Source organism: Exiguobacterium sp. s181 (assembly GCF_018617125.1).
In the GTDB taxonomy this organism is placed as follows: domain Bacteria; phylum Bacillota; class Bacilli; order Exiguobacteriales; family Exiguobacteriaceae; genus Exiguobacterium; species Exiguobacterium profundum.
Genome location: NZ_JACSJM010000001.1, coordinates 966,048 through 988,529 on the forward strand (window position 1 = coordinate 966,048; position 22,482 = coordinate 988,529).

The following is a 22,482-nucleotide window of genomic DNA, read 5'->3' on the forward strand; positions in this document are numbered from 1 at the left end:
GGATTGATGGCACAAAACCGCACATTTTTTGATACGAAATTGACTGAATTAGAAGATAAAGTTGTACGATTGGCAAACTTGACGATGCGCCAAACGGCGACGGCAATCGAAGTGTTGGAAAAACATGATCTCGAATTGGCTAAAACCGTGATTGATAACGATAACGAGTTAGACGAGTTGGAGTTGACAATCAATGACGAAGCGATCCTATTGATTGCAAAACAGCAACCAGTCGCGACTGACTTACGACGTCTGATTGTGACGATGAAATCAGCGACAGATCTTGAACGCATTGCGGACTATGCGACAAACATCGCAAAAGCAGTGACACGAATCGAGCACGTTCCTTATGTGCTTGACATCCAACCGCTCAAGAAGATGGCCGAGCAGTTGATTGACATGCTTGAACTGGCGACACGTGCCTATCGTAAAGGTGAAGTGAGCCGTGTTCGTGAACTCAATGAGATGGACCGCGTGATTGATGACATCAATCTAACGGTGATTAAACAATATATCGGTTCTCTTCCGGCCATGACGGTTGGGACGAACGATGTATACGAATTCTCGAACATTGCTCGATACCTCGAACGGATGGGCGATCATGTGACGAACTTCGGAGAACATTTAATTTTCCTCGAAAAAGGGAAACATTATGATTTGAATCAATAAGATTAGTGGTAAAGAACAACAGTGCTGTTGTTCTTTATTTTTTTGGGCAGGAATACAAACTCAAGGAGCGAATAATAGTCTACATGGATTTTACATGAAGGGAGCCATATAGAGATGGAAGAGAAAATCGTATCCTTGAAACAACAAGGTCTTACGTTAAAACAGATTGCGGCAGAATTAGACGTCCCGATTGGCAAAGTCCAATACGCATGGCGTAAATGGAGAAATCAGCAACAGGAAGTGGAGGCGGTTGCCCCTGTGAAAAAAAAGCGTGAAACGAAGAAAGCAAAGACGTCGGTGACGCCCTCACGCAAACAAGTGGCATCAGCGAAAGAGACGGCCAACGTGTCGACTTCTCCACTTCTTGAAAAGGGTCCGGAAGGATACTGGAAGCTACCCGATCGGTACAACGTGGACTTTATGCATGCGGTCGTACAGTCTCCAAACGCAGTGTATGTATGCTGGGAAGTATCTGATCTCGTGAAAGAAACGTTAGTGCTTCAATTTATGCGACGCTGGGAAGAATTGCCGAAGGCGTTTCGCATCCTTGATGTTACGTTACTTGATTACAATAGCGGTCACGCAAACCGCTCCTATACATTCGATCTTCCTGAAATGACGAACAGCTGGTTCGTTCGCCCTCTCGACCCGAATACGACATATGTGTTTGAATTTGGGATTCGGACGATGGAAGGGGAGTTTCTCCCAATCGTCGCATCAAATCCGCTTGATACGCCGCGGGCAGAACCAGTTGGAGTCGGACGATTCGCAGAACCGGTCCGACGTTGGCAATACGGGGAAGTTGATTCTCCAGAACTACTTGATACGTTACCAAAATATGCAGCATACCGACTCGTGCGTTAAGGAGGACTTTTTATTATGAAACCTGGGTACTTTTCACTCGTCCTTCATGCTCATTTACCGTACGTTAGGCATGAAGAGAAACACCGTTTAGAAGAAAGATGGGTTTACGAGGCCATCTCTGAGACATATCTTCCGATTCTATGGCAAGTCGATCGCTTGAAGCGTCCCTTGCATTGGACGGTTAGTATTTCCCCACCTGTCGTTGAAATGCTTGCCGATCCTCTCATTCAGGATCGCTATGTGGAGCACTTAGACGATATGCTCGAATTGATTGCCCTCGAATTGTCTGAGGACCGAACAGACGAAGAAACAGCGACGTTACATTTTTATCGTCAACGATACCACGATTTAAAAAATACGTTCCTCCATTGGAATAAAAATTTGAATGAGGCGTTCCGTACATATCGTGAGGCAGGTTATATTGACATGGTGACATGTACGGCAACCCATGGCTTTAATCCACATCTCTTCACGGAACAGGCGGCGCGTGCTGAGATTCGCACAGGTTTGAACTGTTTCGAACGTCATTATGGGTTCCGTCCAACAGGCATCTGGTTACCAGAATGTGCTTATACACCAGGAGTTGATCGGATTCTTTATGAAGAAGGAATTCGCTACACATTTGTCGATGAACATGCTCTTCTCGACGCAGATCCGACGCCAGAGAAAGGAATTGGAGCCCCTGTTTATTCACCACATGGCGTCGCGTTGTTCCCGCGGGATCAAATCATCTCAGGTAAAATTTGGAGTTCGATGATCGGATATCCAGGCCATCCGGATTATCGTGAGTTTTACCGCGATTTGGCATACGATCGGGACTGGGACTATATCCAGTCCTTCATGCATCCGGAAGGAATTCGTTTTGATACGGGTTTAAAAATGCACCGGATTACGGGTGATACGGATCAAAAGGATTTCTACGTGCGCGAATGGGCGGAACATCAAATTGAAAACCATGCGACCGATTTTGCCAAAACGTTAGAATCACATCTTGAAGCGCACGGTGCTCAGACATTCCCACCATTTTTAGTCACGGCTCCGTTCGATGCGGAGTTGTTCGGTCACTGGTGGTTTGAGGGGCCAGAGTTTCTTGGGAAAGTAGCAGAGAGACTTGCTGAATTTGGAATTGAAACCATCACGCCAGCGCTCTTCCTTGAACGTCACTTTAAAGATTTACAGACGGTCCACGTGTCGATGAATACATGGGGACGTAAAGGTTATGGTGAAGTTTGGATTAACGAAAGAAATGAGTGGATGCTTCGTCATTTGCACATGATGGAGATGCAACTCGTAAAAGATGTGGCGGACTATCGTAATCAATCGGAAGCGACGAATCGCGCCTTGAAACAATTAATCCGTCATTACGTATTGGCTGTGTCGAGTGACTGGGCGTTCATCTTGGATGGGCAAACGACGGCACAGTATGCCGCCGAACGGTTCCGTGAACACACACGACTCTTTGCAGAACTGGAAACGACACTCTATCAGGATGGAGTATCCGAACAGTTGCTACATGATCATTACGCTGCATATCCATTTCTTCAGGATGAAGACATCGATATCGATTCGTTCCTATCTCCTCACGATTACTATGTGACAACCGAGCGGGAAGAAGAAAAACCAGCCATTTTGGTGCTCACGCCTGAATATCACGGTCATATCGTTGGAGGACTCGGAAGACGGGTCGTCGACGAAATCGAGGCGAGAGCGGACGATGGCGAAGTCGTCTATGTATTAACGCCATATCATGACGAGTTGCCTGAGTATGAGCGACAAGGAAACATACATGTGTATCGTGTTCGTCCAACTAGTCCATTTTTAGAGCATGTCATGAACCAGGTGGCAACACAAAATATCGCCTATGTAAAACTGGTTCATGAACTTTCGAAACGTGTTTCCTTCAAAGTGGTTCACCACTTCGATTGGATGACGATTCCTGCTGCAAGAGAACTTGCGCAATCCCTTGCGCTTCCGTTATACTCAACTATGTTGTCCTTTGAAGCGACTCGCAATCCGCATGGTCACGGTGGTTTATTCGATGCAATCCATCGAATCGAAAACAGCGTGTTTCCTGCATCAGAACGCGTATATGTCGGGGAAGAGATCTCGATTCACGACCTAAAACAATGGTATAAGGTGAGCGAGAACGTCAACACATGCCTACCTATAGAGACTTCTCCATATGGACAGGAATCAATGAAAAAGAACGTGAAATAACCTTGCTTTTTCATAAGAAACTTGGTAGGATAATTGAGTATGCTTAGACTGTAAAGCAAAAGCACTTGATACAACATCATTAAGATGGGAGTGAAAGAAATGCGCGTTAAAATTACATTAGCTTGCACAGAAACAGGCGATCGCACGTACATCACGAAGAAAAACAAACGTAACAACCCTGAGCGCCTCGAGTTGCGCAAATACAACCCACGTCTCCGTCGTCACACGCTTTACCGCGAAGTGAAGTAATGAGGGACCGGCCGTCACATATGTGGCGGCTTTTTTTGTAAGGAGGAATACGTTGTGGAAGAGAAAACAGCGCTGCGGCGCACGATTCATCAATACATCAAACAAATGGCGGATCGACATCATGCGGACGAAGTCATTCACCAATCATTATTTGCCTCGGACTTATGGATTGAAAGTCAAACAATCGCGCTAACGTTGTCACTCCCGCTAGAAATTGATACGTCCCCGATTATTCATATGGCCTTTAAAGAAGGAAAAACGGTCTGCGTCCCGAAAGTAACGGAGCGGGGACTTACGTTTCACATCATTCATTCATTTGATGATTTGGAAGAGGGAGTCATGAATATTTTAGAGCCGACCACTCCAGCGACGACGCAAGTGATCGACCTTTGTCTTGTTCCGGGGCGTGTTTTCGATCGAACCGGTTATCGTATCGGTTGGGGTGGGGGCTATTATGATCGCTATTTAAAAACCTATAAAGGTAGAACACTTGCTTTGGCATATACCGTTCAGATTGTCGATCAAGTACCAACTGAGCCGCACGACCTACCCGTTCAATGGATCGTGACAGAGAAGGAGATGATTCAGTGTTCGCCATATTCGCTGTAACTAGTTTCGTCGCCTATCTCGGTTATCGGTTACGGTCGTTGACTCGCTCTGGGGCGCTGTTGACAGTCGTGACCGGTACGGTGATTGGATTCTCCTTCGGATGGTTCGGTCTATACTTGCTTGGCGTGTTTTTTTCGACTTCTTCTCTCGCTTCGAAATATCGCTCTCACGATAAAAAAGGGGTCGATGAGATCGTCGAGAAGACGGGGGCTCGCGATGCCATGCAAGTGTTAGCTAACGGTGGGGTAGGGATTTTATGTGCACTCGGTTATCAATTGACGAATGACCCGGTCTACCTCTATATGTATGTCGTTTCCATCGCGGCGGCGACGAGCGATACGTGGGGATCTGAATTCGGTGTCCTATCGAAACTGAAACCTCGGTTCATGTTTACCTTTAAGCGAGTCGAACCGGGAACGAGTGGCGCCGTCTCGACGTTCGGTACCGTCATGTCGATGTTCGGTGCACTGTTGATTGTCGTATCCTCTCTTGTGTTCATCGACTTAAAGGTCACGCATCTCCTTTTATTATGGGTGATTGGATTAACTGGTAGCATCATTGACACGCTTCTCGGCGCGACATTCCAACGAACGTTTCGTTGTACAGTCTGCGGAAAATTGACGGAGCAAAAAATACATCACGATGTGCCGACGACTTACGTGTCAGGATGGCGTTTTCTCGGAAACGATGCGGTTAATTTTCTTTCAGTATGTGGAGCAACGTTGATTTGTTTTTTAGTGTTTGGATGAGGGTAGTACAGAAAATGAAGGTGTTCCAAATAAATGTGAATATTGTCACAATATCGCCAAAGTGAAAACGGTTTCCGCTGTAGTTTGAGTTTGTGAATGATGTTACAATCTATTTGTAACAGAGATAACAAAAACATGAAACAGATTGTTCGAAGGGTGGAGAATCATTATGGAAACATTAAATCATGCTAAAGTAACACGAGTCGCACTTGTAGGGGCAGGGGCAGTAGGTGCGAGTTTCGCTTACCAATTGACGACAGCTAGTCTATGTGAAGAACTTGTCATCATCGATATCAATAAAGCGAAGGCAGAAGGAGAAGCGATGGACTTGAACCATGGGGTTTCATTCGCTTCATCACCGATGCGCGTCTGGGCAGGGGATTACTCGGATTGTGGCGTCGCTGATATCGTGGTCATCACTGCTGGCGCACCACAGCGTCCAGGTGAAACACGTCTTGATCTCGTTGAAAAAAATGCGAAGATTATGAAATCTATGATTTCAGACATCATGGACTCTGGTTTTGACGGAATTATCATTATTGCTTCAAACCCGGTCGACATCATGACACATCTCGCATGGAAATATTCTGGTCTTCCGAAACATCGTGTCTTCGGTTCAGGAACAGTGCTTGATACGTCTCGCTTGCGTTACATGCTCGGAGACTATTTCAACGTCGACCCGCGTAACTGTCACGCCTACATTATGGGTGAGCATGGTGATACGGAGTTTGCTGCCTGGAGCAACGCTCGTATATATGGAAAATCGGTCGAGCAACTACTTGAAGAGCATGATGAGTACAGCTGGGAAGACCTTGAAGACATCTATGTCAACGTTCGTGACGCAGCATATCATATCATTGAACGTAAAGGTGCGACGTACTATGCGATTGGACTCGGTCTCCTTCGGTTGGTCAAGGCTGTTCTTCGTAACGAGAACACGTTGTTGACAGTCGGTGCCCATCTTGATGGTGAGTATGGATTGCACGATATCCATATCGGTGTACCAGCGATTATCAACCGTCAAGGCGTTCGTGAAGTCGTTGAGATTGAGTTGTCACAAGAAGAGCATGAGAAAATGCAACATTCTGCGAACGTACTCATGAAAACGATGGAACCTGTCTTGTAATCTCCATCCTTTGGAAACCCGTAGCCATTTGGTTACGGGTTTTTATACATATAGAACGAATCATCGTTTGGTCGTGGGTCGTGTCGTGATTTACAATAGAATTGAGAGAGAGGAGGGGTTTCGTTGGCGACAACTTGTTTTTGGGAAGATATTTATCGAAAGGTCGAAAACGGTGGGCGAATTGAAGGCATACTCGAACCCTCCCGTGCGGTCATCTTATTCGATACGAAAGCAGGTGATCGGTATGATTTGTTCATTCAGACTGAAAAAGCATGGGCGAATCACGTTGGGATGGATATACACGCGATTTTGAACGCATTTCGCTTATCTCGCATCGGGCGGAAACGATTGACCATTCATGTTTATGGTGAGCGTCTCGTGGATGAAGAGCGTGTAGACTCGTTGACGTTTCAAATCCCTGCGAAAGTGACATTGTCCCGTTCGATTTGCACACCGACTATGGAAGAAGACCGGTTCCGACTGCTAGCGGTCTCCCTCGACCGGAAAAAGAAAGCGGATCTGAAGAAACGTTTTTCCTTCGGAAAACCACAAGTGGTGTATGGGCTACTGTTCGTCACCTTTTTAGTTATGTGGTTAGCCGAATCGGTCGGTTCGACGCTTGATCCAAACACGTTGGTCGCATTCGGGGCCAAAGTGAACCCGTTGATTGAACAAGGGGAATGGTGGCGTTTGATTACACCGATGTTCCTGCATATCGGTTGGTTCCACTTTGCAATTAATATGTTTGCACTCTGGTCGCTCGGTCCGCTCGTCGAACGGATGTACGGCTCCATACGATTTTTAATCATCTACCTGCTCAGTGGAATATTAGCGACATCCGCATCGTTTGCATTCAGCGAATCGATATCAGCAGGCGCTTCAGGGGCGCTATTTGGATTGGTCGGTGCGCTCTTGTACTTTGGGTTGCGGGATCGTTCTCTCTTCATGAAGACGCTCGGACCTCCGCTCTTTATTATGTTAGGATTAAACGTAGGACTTGCGTTTGTATTAGGTGCAGGTCTTGACCATTTCGCGCATGCGGGAGGTCTGATTGGTGGTTTTGTCGTCTCGGGGGTCGTCGGGCTACCGGATGAGAAGAACCGTATACAACGAATCTTATTTTCCGTACTCACCATCTCGATGTTTGGACTATTCGTCGGGTACGGATTTTGGTAAGGGGAGAATTCAATGATTGAAACATTAAAAACACTCGTTAACATCCCGAGTCCTTCCGGGATGACGGAAGAGGCCATCCGCTTCGCGGAGCAAGAATTGAATGCACTGGGTGTCAAGACGTCACGTCTACATAAAGGGGCACTGCTGGCCACATTTTCAGGTCGTTCTGGCAAGGCGCGTCTGTTGACGGCACACGTGGACACACTCGGTGCGATGGTCAAAGACATCTTGCCGAGCGGGCGTCTTCGTTTGACTCAAGTGGGAGGATACGCATGGACGGCGATTGAGGGAGAGAACTGCCTCGTCCACCGTGAAGAAGGAGAGGCGATTGAAGGAACGATCTTGATCCATCAGTCAAGTGTTCACGTCTATAAGGACACGAACTCTGCCGAGCGATCTGCATCAAACATCGAAGTCCGATTGGATGAAAAAGTGCATTCTCGTGAAGATGTGACGGCGCTTGGGATTGAGATCGGGGACTTCGTTTCATTCGACCCTCGCTTTCAAGTGACCTCTTCAGGATACGTGAAATCACGCCACTTGGATGATAAGGCATCGGTCGCCATTCTATTGGACCTTGCGAAAGACTTAATCCGTTATGACTTACCGCATACCGTTCACTTCTTGATCTCGAATTATGAAGAGGTCGGATTTGGAGGGAACGCGGGTATTCCGGAAGACGTCGTGGAATACATTGCCGTTGATATGGGTGCGCTCGGGGATGGACAGCATTCCGATGAGTATACAGTCTCGATTTGTGCCAAGGATTCATCTGGACCGTATGATATCGGGTTACGACGGAAGTTCACGGCGTTATGTAAAGCTCATGAGATCGCGTATAAGGTAGATATTTATCCGTACTATGGGTCAGATGCGTCAGCGGCGATTCGAGCAGGGTATGATGTGCGACATGCCTTGATTGGGCCAGGAATCGAATCGAGCCATAGTTATGAGCGAACGCATCTGTCATCACTGGAAGCAACGCGAGAATTGTTAAATCGTTATGTACAATCGACGATGGAGGAAGAAGCATGAAAAACTTTTATGATGTCCAACAGTTTTTAAAATCGTTCGGTACCATTATTTACATCGGAGAACGGGATGCTGAAATCTCACTCATGATGATGGAACTCGACGAATTGTATGAAGGGGGCATCATCGAACAACGTGTGTACGATACGGCCAAAATCATTTTGACCCACGAATTAAAAAATTCAACAGATTGACAGAAATCCCCTTAGTGCAAAGGGTTGCACTAAGGGGATAATAGTGTACACTATTCAATGAAAGCGATTTAGTTGAGATGAGGAGTGAACGGTATGAAATGGTTATTAGGTATCGACATCGGTGGTACGACGGTGAAGATGGCCGTTTTAGACATGAACGGCATCATTTCGGATAAGTGGGAAGTCAAAACGGATATTCGAGAGAATGGTGTACATATTCCAAAAGACATCGCAGCTTCTTTTGAAACATACTTACAAACATCAGGTAAGAAGAAAGAAGATTTTGCGGGTGCAGGAATCGGGGCACCAGGATTCGTCGACTTCTCAGAAGGAGTTGTCGAATATTCTCCGAACATCGGGTGGAAAGATTTTGCACTCGTGAGTGAGTTCGAAAAAGCAGTCGGTCTTCCGGCCGTGCTCGAAAATGATGCGAACGCCGCGGCCCTTGGTGAGATGTGGAAAGGTGCCGGCGAAGGGGCGTCAGAATTATTGGCGATCACGCTCGGTACAGGTGTCGGTGGTGGCGTGATCACGAACGGGAATATCGTTCATGGGACGGCAGGAATGGCCGGAGAAATCGGGCATATTACCGTGGAACGAGACGAAACGAAGGCTGTGAAGTGTGGTTGTGGTCGCCTCGGGTGTATCGAGACGATTGCTTCAGCGACCGGCATCTCGCGTCTGGCGTTACAGAAGCGTAAGAATCAACATACTTCATTAAACGAGTTAAAAGAAGTGACTGCACGTGACGTGTTTGAAGCATATAAGGCTGGTGACTCGATCGCGACAGAAGTCATTGACGAGATGACGGAATACCTCGGCTTGACCATCTCAAACATCGCGAACACGCTCAATCCGAAAATGATTGTCATCGGTGGAGGCGTCTCAAAAGCTGGCGACGCATTATTGGAGCCGATTGATGCACAGTTCAAACGGTTTGCGCTCGAGCGGGTATACGAGTCGACAACATTCAAAATCGCTGAACTCGAAAACGATGCCGGTGTGATTGGATGTGCTTGGCTGGCACGGAAACACTTCCTTCCGACACGAGTATGAAACGGACGCGTCTGCACATTGCAGGCGTGTTTTTTTGTGGGAAAGGGTATGGGATATTGTAAAATTTGTAACGTCACAGTTGATTTTTTATTAAAAAAGGGGTAAGATTTGGACTTGATACTGGACGTGTACTATTCAATCCGAATTGTACAATGAATGAACAAATATAAATAAAGAATGGCAACTAAAACATGCCGAAAACTGAAAAGAGGAGGAGACCGTCAGATGAATTCATCTCAACGCTTTTCGAAGCTATCGACGAGACTGAACGACACGGTCCGCGCTTCGTTTCAAGAATATCGTCTATTTTGGATTTTTACGTTATTGCTTTGGACGAAGACGTATATCGTCTATCAATTTTTCTTCAACATTCCGATTGAAAACACCGCACAAGCTTTTATCTTACTGATTAGCCCAATCAGTTCGACATTATTCTTGTTTGCCTTCCATTTCTTCTTTAAAGGTAATAAACAAAAATGGGTGCTCTACACGCTCTATGCGATTGCATCGTTTATCTTGTTTGCGGACGCCGTGTATTATCGGGAATTCACGGACTATTTGACAATGCCTGTCATCATGCAACCATCGAACATGGAAACGTTATCGACATCATTCACTTCGCTTCTTGAATGGAAAGATTTAATCATACTTGGTGACGTGTTTATCCTTCCGTTTATCTTATGGCGAATGAACATGAAAGAGAATGCAGCTTCACATCGACGTGCGCTCGTCACATTCGTCGTAGCGGTCTCTGTCTTCTTGTTCAACCTTTCGCTAGCAGAAACGGAACGACCTGAATTGTTGACTCGTTCATTTGACCGTGAGCTGTTGGTGAAAAACATCGGAACATTTAACTTCCATGTGTATGATGCCATGCTCCAAACGAAAACATCGGCTCAAAAAGCGATGGCGGATGAATCAGAACTCGCAACGATTGAACAATTCACCCGTCAAAACTATGCGGCGCCGAATCCGGATTTATTCGGAAAATATAAAGGGAAAAATGTCATCGTGGTTTCATTCGAATCTGCGCAGAATTTTACTCACAACATGAAGGCGCCGAATGGAGAGTACATCACGCCGAACTTGAACAAACTGATTGAAGAGTCTCACTACTGGCCGAACTACTACCATACAGTCGGTCAAGGGAAGACTTCTGATGCTGAGTTCGCACTCGATAACTCACTATATGGACTCCCGCGTGGTGCTGTATACTTTACGAACGCCGATAACGAATATCAAGCGCTCCCTGAGTTGGTCAAGGACGAAAATTATTACTCAGCCGTGTTCCATGCGAATAACAAATCGTTCTGGAACCGCGATCAAATGTACAAGAACATTGGCGTCGATCAATTCTTTGATGAAAAGAGTTATGACCTCGGGAATCCTGAAGACATGACAGAATGGGGTCTCTTAGACGATAGTTTCTTCGAACAATCTATTCCAATGCTTCAAGAATTGCCTGAACCGTACTACGCGAAGTTCATCACATTGACGAACCACTTCCCGTACACGATGCCAAGTGAAGACTATGAGCTTGTACCAAAATTTGAAACGAGCTCAACTACGTTGAACAACTTCCCGCAAGCACTAGCTTATCAAGATTACGCACTCGGTCTCTTCATCGACCAGTTGAAAGAGAACGGAATGTGGGAAGATACAATCTTTGTCGTCTACGGTGACCATTACGGAATTTCGACGAACCACAACAGTGCGGTGGCCGAGCTACTCGGCAAAGATGAGTTGACACCATTCGACGTGGCGAAGTTGCAACAAGTTCCGTTTGCCATTCACTTACCTGACCAGAAAGAAGGGGAAGTGCATGAGACGATCGGTAGTCATGTCGACATGAAACCGACCATCTTGCACTTACTTGGAATCGACACGTCAGATACGATTGGATTCGGAAACGACTTATTCTCTGAAAATCGAAACAGCCGCGCGATTTTCCGCGACGGAACGGTCGTGACGGATGAATATGTTTGGACACAGTCGACATGTTATAACGCGACTTCTGGTGAAGTAGTCGAAGATACGTCGTTATGTGGTCCGATGACGGAAGAAGCGGAAAAAATCTTGCAAATGAACGATGATTTGATTTACTCCGACTTACTCCGTTTCAAAGAACAAACTGAAGAATAATGAGTACGGACCAAGTCACATAGTGATTTGGTCCGTTTTATGTAACAGAGGGAATGAACGTAAAAAAAGGCATAAAAAAAGCGACCGAAGTCGCTTGATGATTGCATATGCGAATCATTAACCTGGAATTCCACCGTAGATCAACGTGGCGACACCAAAGAATCCGAATACGAGTACAGTTAAACCTGCAAAAACGAGCGGAAAGAATTGGCGTTTTTGGAATGAACGAAGCATTCCCCAAATAGCCACAATCGCGACGATGACGGAAATCCATCCGAACGGTTCATACAAATGCATGACGAGTTCCCCCTTTAATTATACGTCATGAAATTCATAAAAATTTCACTGAAATATCATTATTATTTTATCCGATTATAGAGTCGCTGTCGAGCAAAGGTTGACATCGAAACAATTTTGCCACAATATTGTTTTGAATAAGAAGGGGATGAATGCTATGCAAATCAAAAAGATTACGTCTGGCTTGGCACAAGAGAACGGCTATGTGATTGAAAAAGGCGGCACTGTCGTCGTCATTGACCCCGGAACGGATGACCCGAGGTTCTTCGATACAATCGAACGTTTCGGTACACTTTCAGCAATCTTGTTGACTCATGCACATTTCGATCATATCGGAGGAATCGATGCGCTCCGTGAACGTTACCAGGTACCAGTCTATGTACACCGCTTAGAAGCGGATTGGCTGACAGATGGAGAAAAGAATGGCGCTTCTGCGTTCAACTTGCCGATACCATCGATGAAACCGGCAGAAAAAACATACGAAGGTGATGTATTAGAAATTGGGAACATCGTATTTCGAATCTATCACACGCCGGGTCATTCCCCAGGGAGTGTCGTATTGTATATGGATGATGAAAGAATCGCCTTTTGTGGTGACTTGATCTTTAAGCAATCCGTCGGACGGACAGACCTGTTCGGTGGAGACCAGTCGACATTAATGGGGTCCATCGATCGGATGAAGCAGCTCCTTTCCGATGAGACGACGTTATACTCGGGGCACGGTCCTATTACGACGCTAGAAGAAGAAAAGCGGACAAATCCGTTCTTCACATAAAAAAAGATTGTCTCCGGCGAGACAATCTTTTTTTACATTTGGAAGTTGCTCCAATACGTAAAGACAACGAAGAAAATTGTCAAATACGCGCCGAAGACATATACATACGTTTTTTCAGTTAGTTTTAAGTAACCAAGAGCGACGAAGAAAATCGTTTGTGCTAAGAAGACAAGTCCCATAACGATAAAGTCGCCAGTATGTTCACTACTACTTTGGTCGCCGCCTAGTGCGCCTACGAAAGCAAGTGCCGCTACTAGTCCAGTCCAAAAGCCTAGGACACGAAACATTCTTGCCATGTTAATCCCCCCATACGTGCATTATTCCATTCTCATTCACTATTTTACCAACACATTCGAAAAAATGCTATGGAAACGTGATAATTGAGCAAAATAATCGTGAAAAATATGTGAAATCATTTCGGTAAATAAAGTTGTACAAAATTTATAAAAAAGTTGCACAAAACATGTACAAACGGGGTATAGAGATGTATAATCAACTTATACAAAATGAGCGAAGTGAAAGTTGAATGAGGGAGGAACATAAAAATGGCATCAGAACTAATGTTTTACACGTATCCAAGCTGTACTTCTTGTCGGAAGACGAAAGCGTTTTTACAAGAACAAGAACTTCAAGTGAGTGAGCGTCACATTTTCAGAGATGCACCAACAGTTGACGAATTGTTGCAGCTCCTTGCAATCAGTGAGGAAGGAGTCGACTCTCTCCTTGCGACACGAAGCCAGGCCTTCAAACAACTTGATGTTGACGTGGAGGATTTGAAATTAAGCGAGCTTCTTAAGCTGATGAGCGAAAACCCAAAACTTTTGAAGCGTCCAATCTTAACTGATGGAAAAGAAGTGATTGTCGGATATGACAAGGTTTCAATCGAAACATATGCACGTCGCCACAACACTGCAGCGGTTCAAGTTTCATAAAACAAGTCCACTTTCAACATAGTGGGCTTTTTTTTATGCTTGTATCGAGGTGAACGAGATGAAGGAACTCATTGAGGATTTAGTAGATGCAGCACGTCAAATCGGTGCGAGTGATCTTCATTTTATACCCGATGCAAACCAAGTAAAGGTTCAAGTCCGTTCTGCTAGTAAGCTTACTGCGCTTCAATCGATGGATGCAGAGCTTTATGATCGCCTTACATATCATATGCGATATTGGTGTTCACTACCTGAATCTAATCAACGCATTCCACAATCCGGGGTCTATGAATTGAATCAAGATGTCATCCGGGTGACCTTTCTCCCGTCGTTCGCCCAGACGTTAATGTCTTGGCGCATTCCGCACGACACGTTTGAACTCCAGCACCTGTTACAATCACACGATGTGGAACGATTTCAGAAAGTCGTGGCATCACATCATGGTCTTTTCTTTATAGGGGGTTCTACCGGAGCAGGCAAGACGACGGTACTGTATGCCCTGTTGAATCAGCTGAAGCATGAGCGGATTGTGACGATTGAAAATCCTCCAGAACAAATGGTCGGTGGTGTCATTCAGCTGGAAGTGAATGCTAAGGCTGGACTCAGCCATCGACACTTGTTGAAAGAGACGCTTCGTGCCGACCCGGATATCATCGTGATTGGCGAGGTGCGGACCGATGAAGAATTGATGGTCGCATACGATGCAGCGCTCAGTGGGCATTTGACGATTACAACCTTTCATACCGCATCGATTCAGGATGGGGAAAAGCGGCTGATGCAACTTCTTGGTAAGGCGACCGTGGAAAGACATTGGTGTGTACTGACTCGAAATCAGGAGGTGACTTGCGAATGGTCGACGTTCCGGTAATCCCATCGATCCGACTGATTCATCGTTTTCTTCGTCTACAATCACGAGGTGTGTCATTGAAAGTGACCATGGAGACGCTTGAACTTCATGAGAAGGGAAAAATGAAAGACTGTATTCGAGAGATGAGGATTCGTCTAGAAGCGGGTGTGAGTTTGTCTGAAGTATTTTCCATCTTGATCACGAATCGGCAGATGCAAGAGATTTTACATACGGCGGACCGCAACGGACGATTTATGGATGGATTGTCGCAAGTGGCGATGGTACTCGAGATGCGACAACGGTTAAAGCAGGAGCTGCGGAGGCTAATTCGCTATCCGTTAATTATCTTCTTCATCCTACTTGCATTAGGAATGATTTATGCCTTATACATTTTCCCGAAATTAATGGGGATGGTAGATGTCTCGTCGCATGGCGGTGTGGGGTCGATTCTATTGTCGAATTGGTTCTTTCCTGTACTGTTTTCTATATTCGTGGCAATCGCGATTCTCATATATGGATTCCATCGTCGAGGAGTAGAGCTCCCTTTTTACGCATGGAGACGTGGGAAAACACTCTATATGACCTATGTGTTTGTAAGTGAGTTGTCCTTGCTCCAACATACTGAAACGAATATCAGGCAGATTATCAGTCGGCTAGCCGAGGAGGAGGGAGAAATGGCAGAAATGGCCAAGCGAATTCATTATCGCATGTCTGAAGGTGAAGGCATTGAAGCGGCGACGAGGTGTGAACCGTTTATCGATCATGAGGTCGTGAGTCTATTAGGTGTGGGATCGATGAGTGGAGAACTTGGCAAATTGATGTCTCTTCATCGCGAGCTTGTATTCGAAGAGATGGAGCAACATAGTCGGGGTTTGATTGAGAAAATTGAACCGTCTTTATACGGCATCCTCAGTGTCATGATCGGTGTTCTTTTTTACACACTCTATTTACCGGTCAAACTCATTATGGCTCAATTGTGAAAGGAGAAAGATGAAATGAAGGAAGAGCGTGGGTTCACATTAGTTGAGATGGCGGCAGTATTACTCATTATATCCGTTCTTCTCTTGTTACTTGTCCCTTCTTTGTCGGACGGGAAATCTCGTGCTGACCAAGTGAGTTGCGAAGGTAGTGTTCGAATCGTTGAATCTGAAATCAATTTGCATTACGCGGAACATAAAGCCTATCCTGAAACGTTAGAAGTGATTAAGCGTGCGTCGGCTGCAGATCCACTCGTTTATAGCTGTCAATCCTCGACCTATACGTATTCACCGACTGATGGCTCCTTAAAAAAACAATGAAAGGCTACACCTTGGTCGAAATGACATGGGTACTTGTCGTATTGTCGTTCTTAGTATTGATGAGTGCACCGATTACGAGACCGTTCGAACGAATGGAGCTCTACAATTTTACGGATTCATTGGTAGCGAATATTCAAGAAGCTGGGCAATTTCCCTATATTTCAGAAGAGGGAGATTGTGTGCCGCGATTGATTTGGATTTCCAAACAACAAACTTATCTGATTGTGTGTGGGAGAGAGATCGTCAGGGAGGTTGATGTTCCTGATGGGGTGGACGTATATCTTCCGACGTACAACACGTTGACCTTTTCACAAGCGACCGCCTCTTATGCGGGACAATGGAAATTCGTCAGTGGAAAGACATCGGTGACGCTCAAATTTCGAATCGGGACGTATGAGCCGGAGGTGATTATTCGTGAAAGTGGATGAATCGGGTTTCTCGTTATGGGAGCTGACTGTCAGTCTTGCGGTCATCATGGGATGGATTTTCATACTGGCATCCTTTGTCGTGCAAGGGAATGAACGAATCCAACGGTTGAGTGACACGCTCTTCATCTATGAACGATTACAAGGAGAGGTTCTGCTTGAAGCCACTGAACCAACAGGGCGTGAGCAAGTGTGTGAGAAAGGATTTTGTTTACCGACATTATGAAAAGGGCTTTACGATGATTGAAATGACGGTCGTTTTGCTGATCCTTCCCATATTTCTTTTCCTTTTGGTTGAATTGCTCACGCTCGGTCAACATCTTTATGAACAGCCTAAATGGAATCATCATACGACGCCTCAACTGATTGTGCGCCGTCTGATGGATAGCGAGAACTGTCGTGTTGACGAAGGGCGGTTACGAGGTGATTTCGTCAAATCGGATGAGGAGCGGTGGTCATGGACAATCAAACAAGTAAATGGCAATTTGGTCATGGTCGGAGATGGAGGAGGAAACTTACTCTTTTTAAGAGGAATCGAGCAGTATCATGTCGAAACGGTCGGAAAGGGTTTTCGAATCGCATGGACCGATTCATCGTTCAGAAGAGAGCGGCACGTCATGTGCATGAAACAGGATTCTTTCTCGTCATCACCTTGACCATCGTTGTTTGGTTACTCGGGGCCGCGTTATTTTGGTATACTGATGTGGAACGAACGACGAGGCGACTGTCAGAGGAAATCTTAGCGATTCGCTTCGAATCGCATCTGTTATTGGCGAAGGAGCGTTGCGGTGATCGACCGTTAACGCTGCATAAACCAACGGGAACTCTGACGTGTCGTCCGATTGCACCGAATCGTACTGAAGTGAATATCGTGCTAACATCTGGTGAACGGCATAAAGAGGTGATTGTTTATGAATGAAAACCCGTTTTATATCGTGGGGTTTATGGGTACAGGTAAATCTACCTTATTCTCGTTTCTGAAAGAATATGGGGAGGTCATCGATCTTGATTTAGTCATTGAGTCCATGACTGGGATGGAGATCGCTACATATTTTGACCGCTATGGTGAGTCTGCGTTTCGTGATGTTGAGTCAAAAGTACTGCAACAAGTCACTGCTGACTATATCCTGACCGGTGGCGGAGTGGTGGAACGCTCTGAAAATATATGTTGGATGCGAGAACGTGGTACGATGATCCATTTAAATCTTCCGTTCGACATGTGTTGGGAACGAATCAAAGATTCTGCGCGGCCACTTGTTAAAAGAGGACGGGAGGATGTTCATGCGTTGTTTCAACGACGTGATCAATTATATCGAAAAGCGAGTGTATCCATCGATGCATCTCAATCGCCTGAAGACATCGCCAAGCAAATCATCCGTATAAAGGGGGAAAAAGAATGATTTGGATTAATTTTGCCATCATCGTATTTTCATTAATCGGACTTGGGATATATGGTTATCTCTTGTTCAAAAACAAAATGAAACCAGAATTTGGTCGTTTGAATCGTCTGACGGAACGTTTTAAAATTCGGGCGGATGTGATTGGTCAACAGGTCAATGAAATCAAAGGGCACGTGGATGCGGTCAATCGATCCGTTACTCAATTAAAAGAGTTTGGGGTCAATGCGAAGAATGAATCGATTGAATTAAAGCAAGCCGCCGTCGAGCTAACTCATGAAATCAAACGGACAGCGGGAATTGAACGTTCTGACGTTTCCACCGAGTCGAAAATATGAAATAATGAGGATGAAAACGTTTTCGTTTTTCATCCTTTTTCTTTTTCGCTTTTTTACCTATGCAGAAGGAATAAAAATTGTTAAAGTGGAATGGAAAACGAAAGATTTCAAAAACAAAAGCATTTTATGTTCGGGATTGGGGGATATTATGGAAAAGGTTACTTTGAAACGTACGCCTTTGTTCGATTTGATTGAACCGAAGGCGAAGATGGTTGATTTTGCGGGATTTGAAATGCCGATTATGTTCTCTTCGATTAAAGAAGAGCATTTGGCTGTACGTCAAAACGTGGGGATGTTTGATGTATCTCACATGGGAGAAATTCGAATCGAAGGGCCGGATGCGCTTGAGCAAGTTCAAAACTTGGTGACGAATGATATCTCGAAGATTAAAGTTGGTCAAGCCCAGTATAACCTTCTCTGTCTTGAAGACGGCGGTGTGGTGGACGATTTGCTTGTCTATCGATTGGATGAGGACGCTTATTGGCTCGTCGTCAATGCTTCAAATATTGAAAAGGACGAAGCCCACATTCGTCGATACGTCAAGGGTGACGTGGTTGTGACAAATGAATCTGATGAATATGGTCAGATTGCGATTCAAGGACCGAATGCACAATCCGTACTTCAAACTATCACAAATGTGGTACTCGACGAAATCGGGTTCTTCAAATTCATGAATGGGGACGTTGCGGGTGTGCCATCGATCATCTCTAGAAGTGGGTATACTGGGGAAGATGGGTTCGAGATTTATGCTCGAGCAGAAGCGATTTCTGCCATTTGGGAAGCGCTTGAAACCGAGGGTGTTACCCCATGTGGGCTGGGCGCACGCGATACATTACGTTTCGAAGCGTGCTTGCCGCTTTACGGTCATGAGTTAGATGAGTCGGTCACGCCATTCGAAGCGAATCTCAATTTTGCCGTCAAGCTAGATACTGACTTTGTTGGTAAGGAAGCACTCGTCACTCAAAAAGAGAATATTCCGAATCGATTGATCGGATTGAAATTGCTCGGTCGTGGGATTGCCCGCCAAGGGGCGCAAGTTGAATTGGATGGGAATGTAATCGGCGTTGTCACGACCGGTACGATGCCTCCGACTGTAAATGAATCAATCGCATGGGCACGAGTCGATGCACGTTACAAAGATGAAGATCGTTTTGTCATCGACATCCGTGGCAAAAAGATTGAAGCCGAACGCGTACCGACACCTTTCTATAAACGAACGAAATGAAACAGGGGGATTCAGAATGAACAGAATGGAATTTCGTTATTTACCGATGACCGAACAAGATGAACGAGACATGTTAGAGACAATCGGCGTCGATTCAATCGAAGCGCTTCTTTCAGATATTCCAGAAACACTTCGCGAACAAGCATCATTGGCGGCGATTGGGGCTCCGCTTCCGGAAGTCGATCTCGTTCGTCATATGACGAAGTTGGCTGATAAAAACAAACATACGAAATCATACCCGAGCTTCCTTGGAGCAGGGATGTACGATCATCTTTCACCAAGTGTGATGAACCATATGCTTTTGCGTTCTGAATTCTATACGGCGTATACGCCATATCAACCTGAGATTTCACAAGGTGAACTTCAGGCGATGTTCGAATTCCAAACAATGATTTGTGAATTGACAGGGATGGACGTCGCGAACTCTTCGATGTACGACGGAATCACGGCTCTCGCTGAGGCGACTTACCTAGCGAGCGCGCAGACGAAGAAAAAACGTGTCGTCGTCTCTGGTGCAGTGCATCCTGAAGCGAAGGACGTAATCCGTACGTATGCTGACGGACCGGGGCTATCCGTTGACTACACAGATGTGGTGAACGGGGTGACGGACGTGTCAGACCTTGATTTGACGGATGCGTCGTGTCTTGTCGTACAATATCCAAACTTCTACGGTCGTATTGAAGACTTAGAAACATTGGCAGAATTGGCTCATGAAGCGGGTGCGCTCTTCGTCGTTTCGAGCAACCCGCTCGCCCTCGGAATTCTTGAGTCACCAGGAGCACTCGGTGCGGACATCACGGTCGGAGATGCACAGCCATTCGGTATTCCGCAAAGTTTTGGTGGACCGTCATGTGGATACTTCGCGGTCAAAAAATCATTGATGCGTAAACTACCGGGACGACTTGTTGGTCAAACGGTCGATGAGGACGGCAAACGCGGATTCGTGTTGACGCTCCAGGCGCGTGAACAGCACATTCGTCGTGATAAAGCGACATCCAATATCTGTTCGAACCAAGCGCTTAACGCATTGGCTGCTTCGATCACGATGTCCGCTTTAGGAAAATACGGAATTCGTGATATGGCCGTTCGGAATATTCAAACTGCTCATTATATGAAAGAAGCGTTAAAAGCTGCAGGATTCAACATCGTGGACGAAGGACCGATGTTCAATGAGTTCGTGGTAGATTTTGGACGTGACGCAGAAGAAGTATCGCGCCATCTGCTCGAGCATGGCATGATTGGTGGTCTACCGCTTGGTACGTATGAAGGGGAGCGTCAGACACAGATGTTGGTTTGCGCGACGGAATTGCGCACGAAAGAAGAGATTGATCAGTTTGTCGAAGTGGTTGGGGGGATGAAATAATGCAACACGAGCAAACGCTAATTTTTGAAGTATCACGTGAAGGACGGACTGGATATAATTTGCCGACACCGACTGTCCCAGAGGTTGACCTTGAGACGTTGTTACCGGCTACGATGATTCGAAAAGAGGCGGCGGAACTTCCGGAAGTATCTGAACTCGATGTGGTTCGCCATTACACGTCTCTATCTACACGAAACCATGGGGTCGATTCAGGCTTCTATCCGCTCGGTTCGTGTACGATGAAATATAATCCGAAAGTGAACGAAGATATGGCTCGTCTTCCTGGCTTTGCACATATTCACCCACTGCAACCAGTTGAGACGATTCAAGGTGCGCTCGAACTCATGGTGGACTTACAGGAGCAACTCGCTGAAATTACAGGAATGGACGAAGTCACACTCCAACCAGCGGCAGGGGCGCATGGGGAATGGACGGGACTCATGTTGATCAAAGCGTTCCATGAACGTAATGGGGATACGGCTCGTATGAAAGTACTCGTTCCAGACTCGGCGCACGGAACAAACCCGGCGTCCGCAGTCGTTGCTGGATTCGAGACGGTAACCGTCAAGTCAGATGAGCGCGGTCTCGTCGATTTGGATGATTTGAAGGCAAAAGTTGGAGCCGATACAGCTGCGCTCATGCTGACAAACCCGAATACGCTTGGACTATTCGAAGCGGATATTCTTGAAATCTCAAAAGTCGTTCATGAAGCTGGCGGGAAGCTTTATTATGATGGCGCGAACTCAAACGCGATTCTCGGAATCGCACGTCCGGGGGACATGGGCTTTGACGTCGTTCACTTGAACCTGCATAAAACGTTCACCGGTCCTCACGGCGGTGGAGGTCCAGGCTCAGGTCCAGTCGGAGTAAAACGTGACTTAATCCCATTCCTACCGACTCCAATCGTGACGAAAACAGATGATGGATATGGTCTCGATTACGACCGACCACATTCAATCGGGCGAATCAAACCATTCTATGGAAACTTCGGGATCAACGTCCGAGCTTACAGCTATATCAAGACGATGGGCGCAGAAGGATTGACGCGGGTATCACGTGAAGCGGTCCTCAACGCAAACTATATGTTCGCGCGACTAAAAGATGCGTTCGACGTGCCATATGATACGTATTGCAAACATGAGTTTGTCTTGTCAGGCAAACGTCAAAAAGCCCTTGGTGTTCGTACTCTCGACATCGCTAAACGTCTTCTTGACTTCGGTTACCACCCACCGACAATCTATTTCCCGTTAAATGTCGAGGAATGTATCATGGTGGAACCAACAGAGACAGAATCAAAAGAAACACTTGATGCGTTCTGTGATGCGATGCTCCAGATTGCCAAAGAGGCGGAAGAGAATCCGGAGATCGTTCAGACGGCTCCTCATACGACGGTCGTCAAACGGATGGACGAGACACTCGCTGCCCGTAAACCGGTCTTAAAATATGAGCGTCGTGAGGCGTCATCTGTAAAATAAAAAATGGGCGAGTCGATGATTGAATCGACC

Annotated in this window: 28 protein-coding genes; 26 read left to right on the forward strand and 2 right to left on the reverse strand. The window is 46.0% G+C overall.

Annotated features, from left to right (window positions below):
• Nucleotides 1-6 precede the first annotated feature (6 nt).
• The 12 genes from phoU to KNO70_RS05005 all read left to right on the forward strand — a co-directional run bounded on the left by phoU (nucleotide 7) and on the right by KNO70_RS05005 (nucleotide 12,083).
• Nucleotides 7-669, forward strand: coding sequence for a phosphate signaling complex protein PhoU (gene phoU / locus KNO70_RS04950; RefSeq protein WP_012726611.1), 663 nt, complete (start codon nucleotides 7-9; stop codon nucleotides 667-669).
• Nucleotides 670-783: 114 nt separating this feature from the next.
• A complete protein-coding gene (locus KNO70_RS04955) occupies nucleotides 784-1,533 on the forward strand; it encodes a DUF4912 domain-containing protein (protein WP_078147128.1) in 750 nt (249 codons plus the stop codon).
• A gap of 15 nt (nucleotides 1,534-1,548) precedes the next feature.
• A complete protein-coding gene (locus KNO70_RS04960; protein ID WP_214757433.1) occupies nucleotides 1,549-3,750 on the forward strand; it encodes a 1,4-alpha-glucan branching protein domain-containing protein in 2,202 nt (733 codons plus the stop codon).
• 84 nt (nucleotides 3,751-3,834) lie between these two features.
• Complete coding sequence (gene rpmG, locus KNO70_RS04965) at nucleotides 3,835-3,999, forward strand: 50S ribosomal protein L33 (RefSeq protein ID WP_255313299.1); 165 nt, start codon at nucleotides 3,835-3,837, stop codon at nucleotides 3,997-3,999.
• A 54-nt stretch (nucleotides 4,000-4,053) separates the two neighbouring features.
• The gene (locus KNO70_RS04970) at nucleotides 4,054-4,608 is read left to right on the forward strand and encodes a 5-formyltetrahydrofolate cyclo-ligase (RefSeq protein WP_159562476.1); all 555 of its coding nucleotides are present in this window, start codon (nucleotides 4,054-4,056) and stop codon (nucleotides 4,606-4,608) included.
• The gene (locus tag KNO70_RS04975; RefSeq protein ID WP_214811344.1) at nucleotides 4,587-5,357 is read left to right on the forward strand and encodes a DUF92 domain-containing protein; all 771 of its coding nucleotides are present in this window, start codon (nucleotides 4,587-4,589) and stop codon (nucleotides 5,355-5,357) included. The genes KNO70_RS04970 and KNO70_RS04975 overlap by 22 nt, the downstream gene beginning before the upstream one ends.
• A 169-nt stretch (nucleotides 5,358-5,526) precedes the next feature.
• On the forward strand, nucleotides 5,527-6,483 hold the full coding sequence (locus tag KNO70_RS04980; RefSeq protein WP_012726605.1) for an L-lactate dehydrogenase: 957 nt from the start codon (nucleotides 5,527-5,529) through the stop codon (nucleotides 6,481-6,483).
• Nucleotides 6,484-6,606: 123 nt separating this feature from the next.
• Entirely contained in the window at nucleotides 6,607-7,659 is a 1,053-nt protein-coding gene (locus KNO70_RS04985) for a rhomboid family intramembrane serine protease (protein ID WP_078147124.1), read from the forward strand.
• 12 nt (nucleotides 7,660-7,671) lie between these two features.
• On the forward strand, nucleotides 7,672-8,694 hold the full coding sequence (locus tag KNO70_RS04990; protein ID WP_214757429.1) for a M42 family metallopeptidase: 1,023 nt from the start codon (nucleotides 7,672-7,674) through the stop codon (nucleotides 8,692-8,694).
• Nucleotides 8,691-8,885 carry a YqgQ family protein gene (locus tag KNO70_RS04995; protein ID WP_012726602.1) on the forward strand — a complete coding sequence of 65 codons (195 nt, stop codon included), beginning with the start codon at nucleotides 8,691-8,693 and terminating at the stop codon, nucleotides 8,883-8,885. Before KNO70_RS04990 ends, KNO70_RS04995 begins: the two co-directional genes overlap by 4 nt.
• Before the next feature lie 93 nt (nucleotides 8,886-8,978).
• Nucleotides 8,979-9,941 carry an ROK family glucokinase gene (locus KNO70_RS05000; protein WP_214811358.1) on the forward strand — a complete coding sequence of 321 codons (963 nt, stop codon included), beginning with the start codon at nucleotides 8,979-8,981 and terminating at the stop codon, nucleotides 9,939-9,941.
• 225 nt (nucleotides 9,942-10,166) lie between these two features.
• Nucleotides 10,167-12,083, forward strand: a complete 1,917-nt coding sequence (locus tag KNO70_RS05005) for an LTA synthase family protein (protein ID WP_214757427.1) — start codon at nucleotides 10,167-10,169, stop codon at nucleotides 12,081-12,083.
• Between the two features lie 117 nt (nucleotides 12,084-12,200).
• Here KNO70_RS05005 and KNO70_RS05010 read toward each other — a convergent pair whose 3' ends face one another.
• Complete coding sequence (locus KNO70_RS05010) at nucleotides 12,201-12,380, reverse strand: DUF2759 domain-containing protein (protein WP_012726599.1); 180 nt, start codon at nucleotides 12,378-12,380, stop codon at nucleotides 12,201-12,203.
• A 157-nt stretch (nucleotides 12,381-12,537) separates the two neighbouring features.
• On the opposite strand from KNO70_RS05010, the gene KNO70_RS05015 reads away from it, so the two are divergent.
• Nucleotides 12,538-13,155, forward strand: coding sequence for an MBL fold metallo-hydrolase (locus tag KNO70_RS05015; protein WP_214686947.1), 618 nt, complete (start codon nucleotides 12,538-12,540; stop codon nucleotides 13,153-13,155).
• A 32-nt stretch (nucleotides 13,156-13,187) separates the two neighbouring features.
• On the opposite strand, the gene KNO70_RS05020 is transcribed toward KNO70_RS05015, so the two are convergent.
• On the reverse strand, nucleotides 13,188-13,451 hold the full coding sequence (locus tag KNO70_RS05020; RefSeq protein WP_012726597.1) for a DUF2626 domain-containing protein: 264 nt from the start codon (nucleotides 13,449-13,451) through the stop codon (nucleotides 13,188-13,190).
• Between the two features lie 249 nt (nucleotides 13,452-13,700).
• Between KNO70_RS05020 and KNO70_RS05025 the strand changes: the two genes are divergently transcribed.
• The 13 genes from KNO70_RS05025 to gcvPB all read left to right on the forward strand — a co-directional run bounded on the left by KNO70_RS05025 (nucleotide 13,701) and on the right by gcvPB (nucleotide 22,452).
• Nucleotides 13,701-14,087 carry a Spx/MgsR family RNA polymerase-binding regulatory protein gene (locus KNO70_RS05025; RefSeq protein WP_012726596.1) on the forward strand — a complete coding sequence of 129 codons (387 nt, stop codon included), beginning with the start codon at nucleotides 13,701-13,703 and terminating at the stop codon, nucleotides 14,085-14,087.
• Between the two features lie 58 nt (nucleotides 14,088-14,145).
• Nucleotides 14,146-14,952, forward strand: a complete 807-nt coding sequence (locus KNO70_RS05030) for an ATPase, T2SS/T4P/T4SS family (RefSeq protein WP_214684030.1) — start codon at nucleotides 14,146-14,148, stop codon at nucleotides 14,950-14,952.
• The gene (locus KNO70_RS05035; protein WP_214686945.1) at nucleotides 14,934-15,911 is read left to right on the forward strand and encodes a type II secretion system F family protein; all 978 of its coding nucleotides are present in this window, start codon (nucleotides 14,934-14,936) and stop codon (nucleotides 15,909-15,911) included. Before KNO70_RS05030 ends, KNO70_RS05035 begins: the two co-directional genes overlap by 19 nt.
• Before the next feature lie 15 nt (nucleotides 15,912-15,926).
• Entirely contained in the window at nucleotides 15,927-16,229 is a 303-nt protein-coding gene (locus tag KNO70_RS05040) for a prepilin-type N-terminal cleavage/methylation domain-containing protein (RefSeq protein ID WP_031423311.1), read from the forward strand.
• Between the two features lie 20 nt (nucleotides 16,230-16,249).
• Nucleotides 16,250-16,657 carry a prepilin-type cleavage/methylation domain-containing protein gene (locus tag KNO70_RS05045; RefSeq protein ID WP_235439563.1) on the forward strand — a complete coding sequence of 136 codons (408 nt, stop codon included), beginning with the start codon at nucleotides 16,250-16,252 and terminating at the stop codon, nucleotides 16,655-16,657.
• Nucleotides 16,644-16,880 (forward strand): hypothetical protein, encoded by a 237-nt coding sequence (locus KNO70_RS05050; RefSeq protein ID WP_047795193.1) that lies wholly within the window; start codon nucleotides 16,644-16,646, stop codon nucleotides 16,878-16,880. Before KNO70_RS05045 ends, KNO70_RS05050 begins: the two co-directional genes overlap by 14 nt.
• On the forward strand, nucleotides 16,786-17,310 hold the full coding sequence (locus KNO70_RS05055; RefSeq protein WP_078147117.1) for a prepilin-type N-terminal cleavage/methylation domain-containing protein: 525 nt from the start codon (nucleotides 16,786-16,788) through the stop codon (nucleotides 17,308-17,310). The genes KNO70_RS05050 and KNO70_RS05055 overlap by 95 nt, the downstream gene beginning before the upstream one ends.
• Nucleotides 17,274-17,573 carry a hypothetical protein gene (locus KNO70_RS05060; RefSeq protein WP_041917913.1) on the forward strand — a complete coding sequence of 100 codons (300 nt, stop codon included), beginning with the start codon at nucleotides 17,274-17,276 and terminating at the stop codon, nucleotides 17,571-17,573. The genes KNO70_RS05055 and KNO70_RS05060 overlap by 37 nt, the downstream gene beginning before the upstream one ends.
• Nucleotides 17,566-18,054 (forward strand): shikimate kinase, encoded by a 489-nt coding sequence (locus tag KNO70_RS05065; RefSeq protein WP_214686943.1) that lies wholly within the window; start codon nucleotides 17,566-17,568, stop codon nucleotides 18,052-18,054. The genes KNO70_RS05060 and KNO70_RS05065 overlap by 8 nt, the downstream gene beginning before the upstream one ends.
• Nucleotides 18,051-18,389 (forward strand): hypothetical protein, encoded by a 339-nt coding sequence (locus tag KNO70_RS05070; protein ID WP_078147115.1) that lies wholly within the window; start codon nucleotides 18,051-18,053, stop codon nucleotides 18,387-18,389. The genes KNO70_RS05065 and KNO70_RS05070 overlap by 4 nt, the downstream gene beginning before the upstream one ends.
• 148 nt (nucleotides 18,390-18,537) lie before the next feature.
• Nucleotides 18,538-19,614, forward strand: a complete 1,077-nt coding sequence (gene gcvT, locus KNO70_RS05075) for a glycine cleavage system aminomethyltransferase GcvT (protein ID WP_078147937.1) — start codon at nucleotides 18,538-18,540, stop codon at nucleotides 19,612-19,614.
• A gap of 25 nt (nucleotides 19,615-19,639) precedes the next feature.
• On the forward strand, nucleotides 19,640-20,977 hold the full coding sequence (gene gcvPA, locus KNO70_RS05080) for an aminomethyl-transferring glycine dehydrogenase subunit GcvPA (protein WP_047795659.1): 1,338 nt from the start codon (nucleotides 19,640-19,642) through the stop codon (nucleotides 20,975-20,977).
• A complete protein-coding gene (gene gcvPB, locus KNO70_RS05085; RefSeq protein ID WP_214811361.1) occupies nucleotides 20,977-22,452 on the forward strand; it encodes an aminomethyl-transferring glycine dehydrogenase subunit GcvPB in 1,476 nt (491 codons plus the stop codon). The genes gcvPA and gcvPB overlap by 1 nt, the downstream gene beginning before the upstream one ends.
• Nucleotides 22,453-22,482 lie beyond the last annotated feature (30 nt).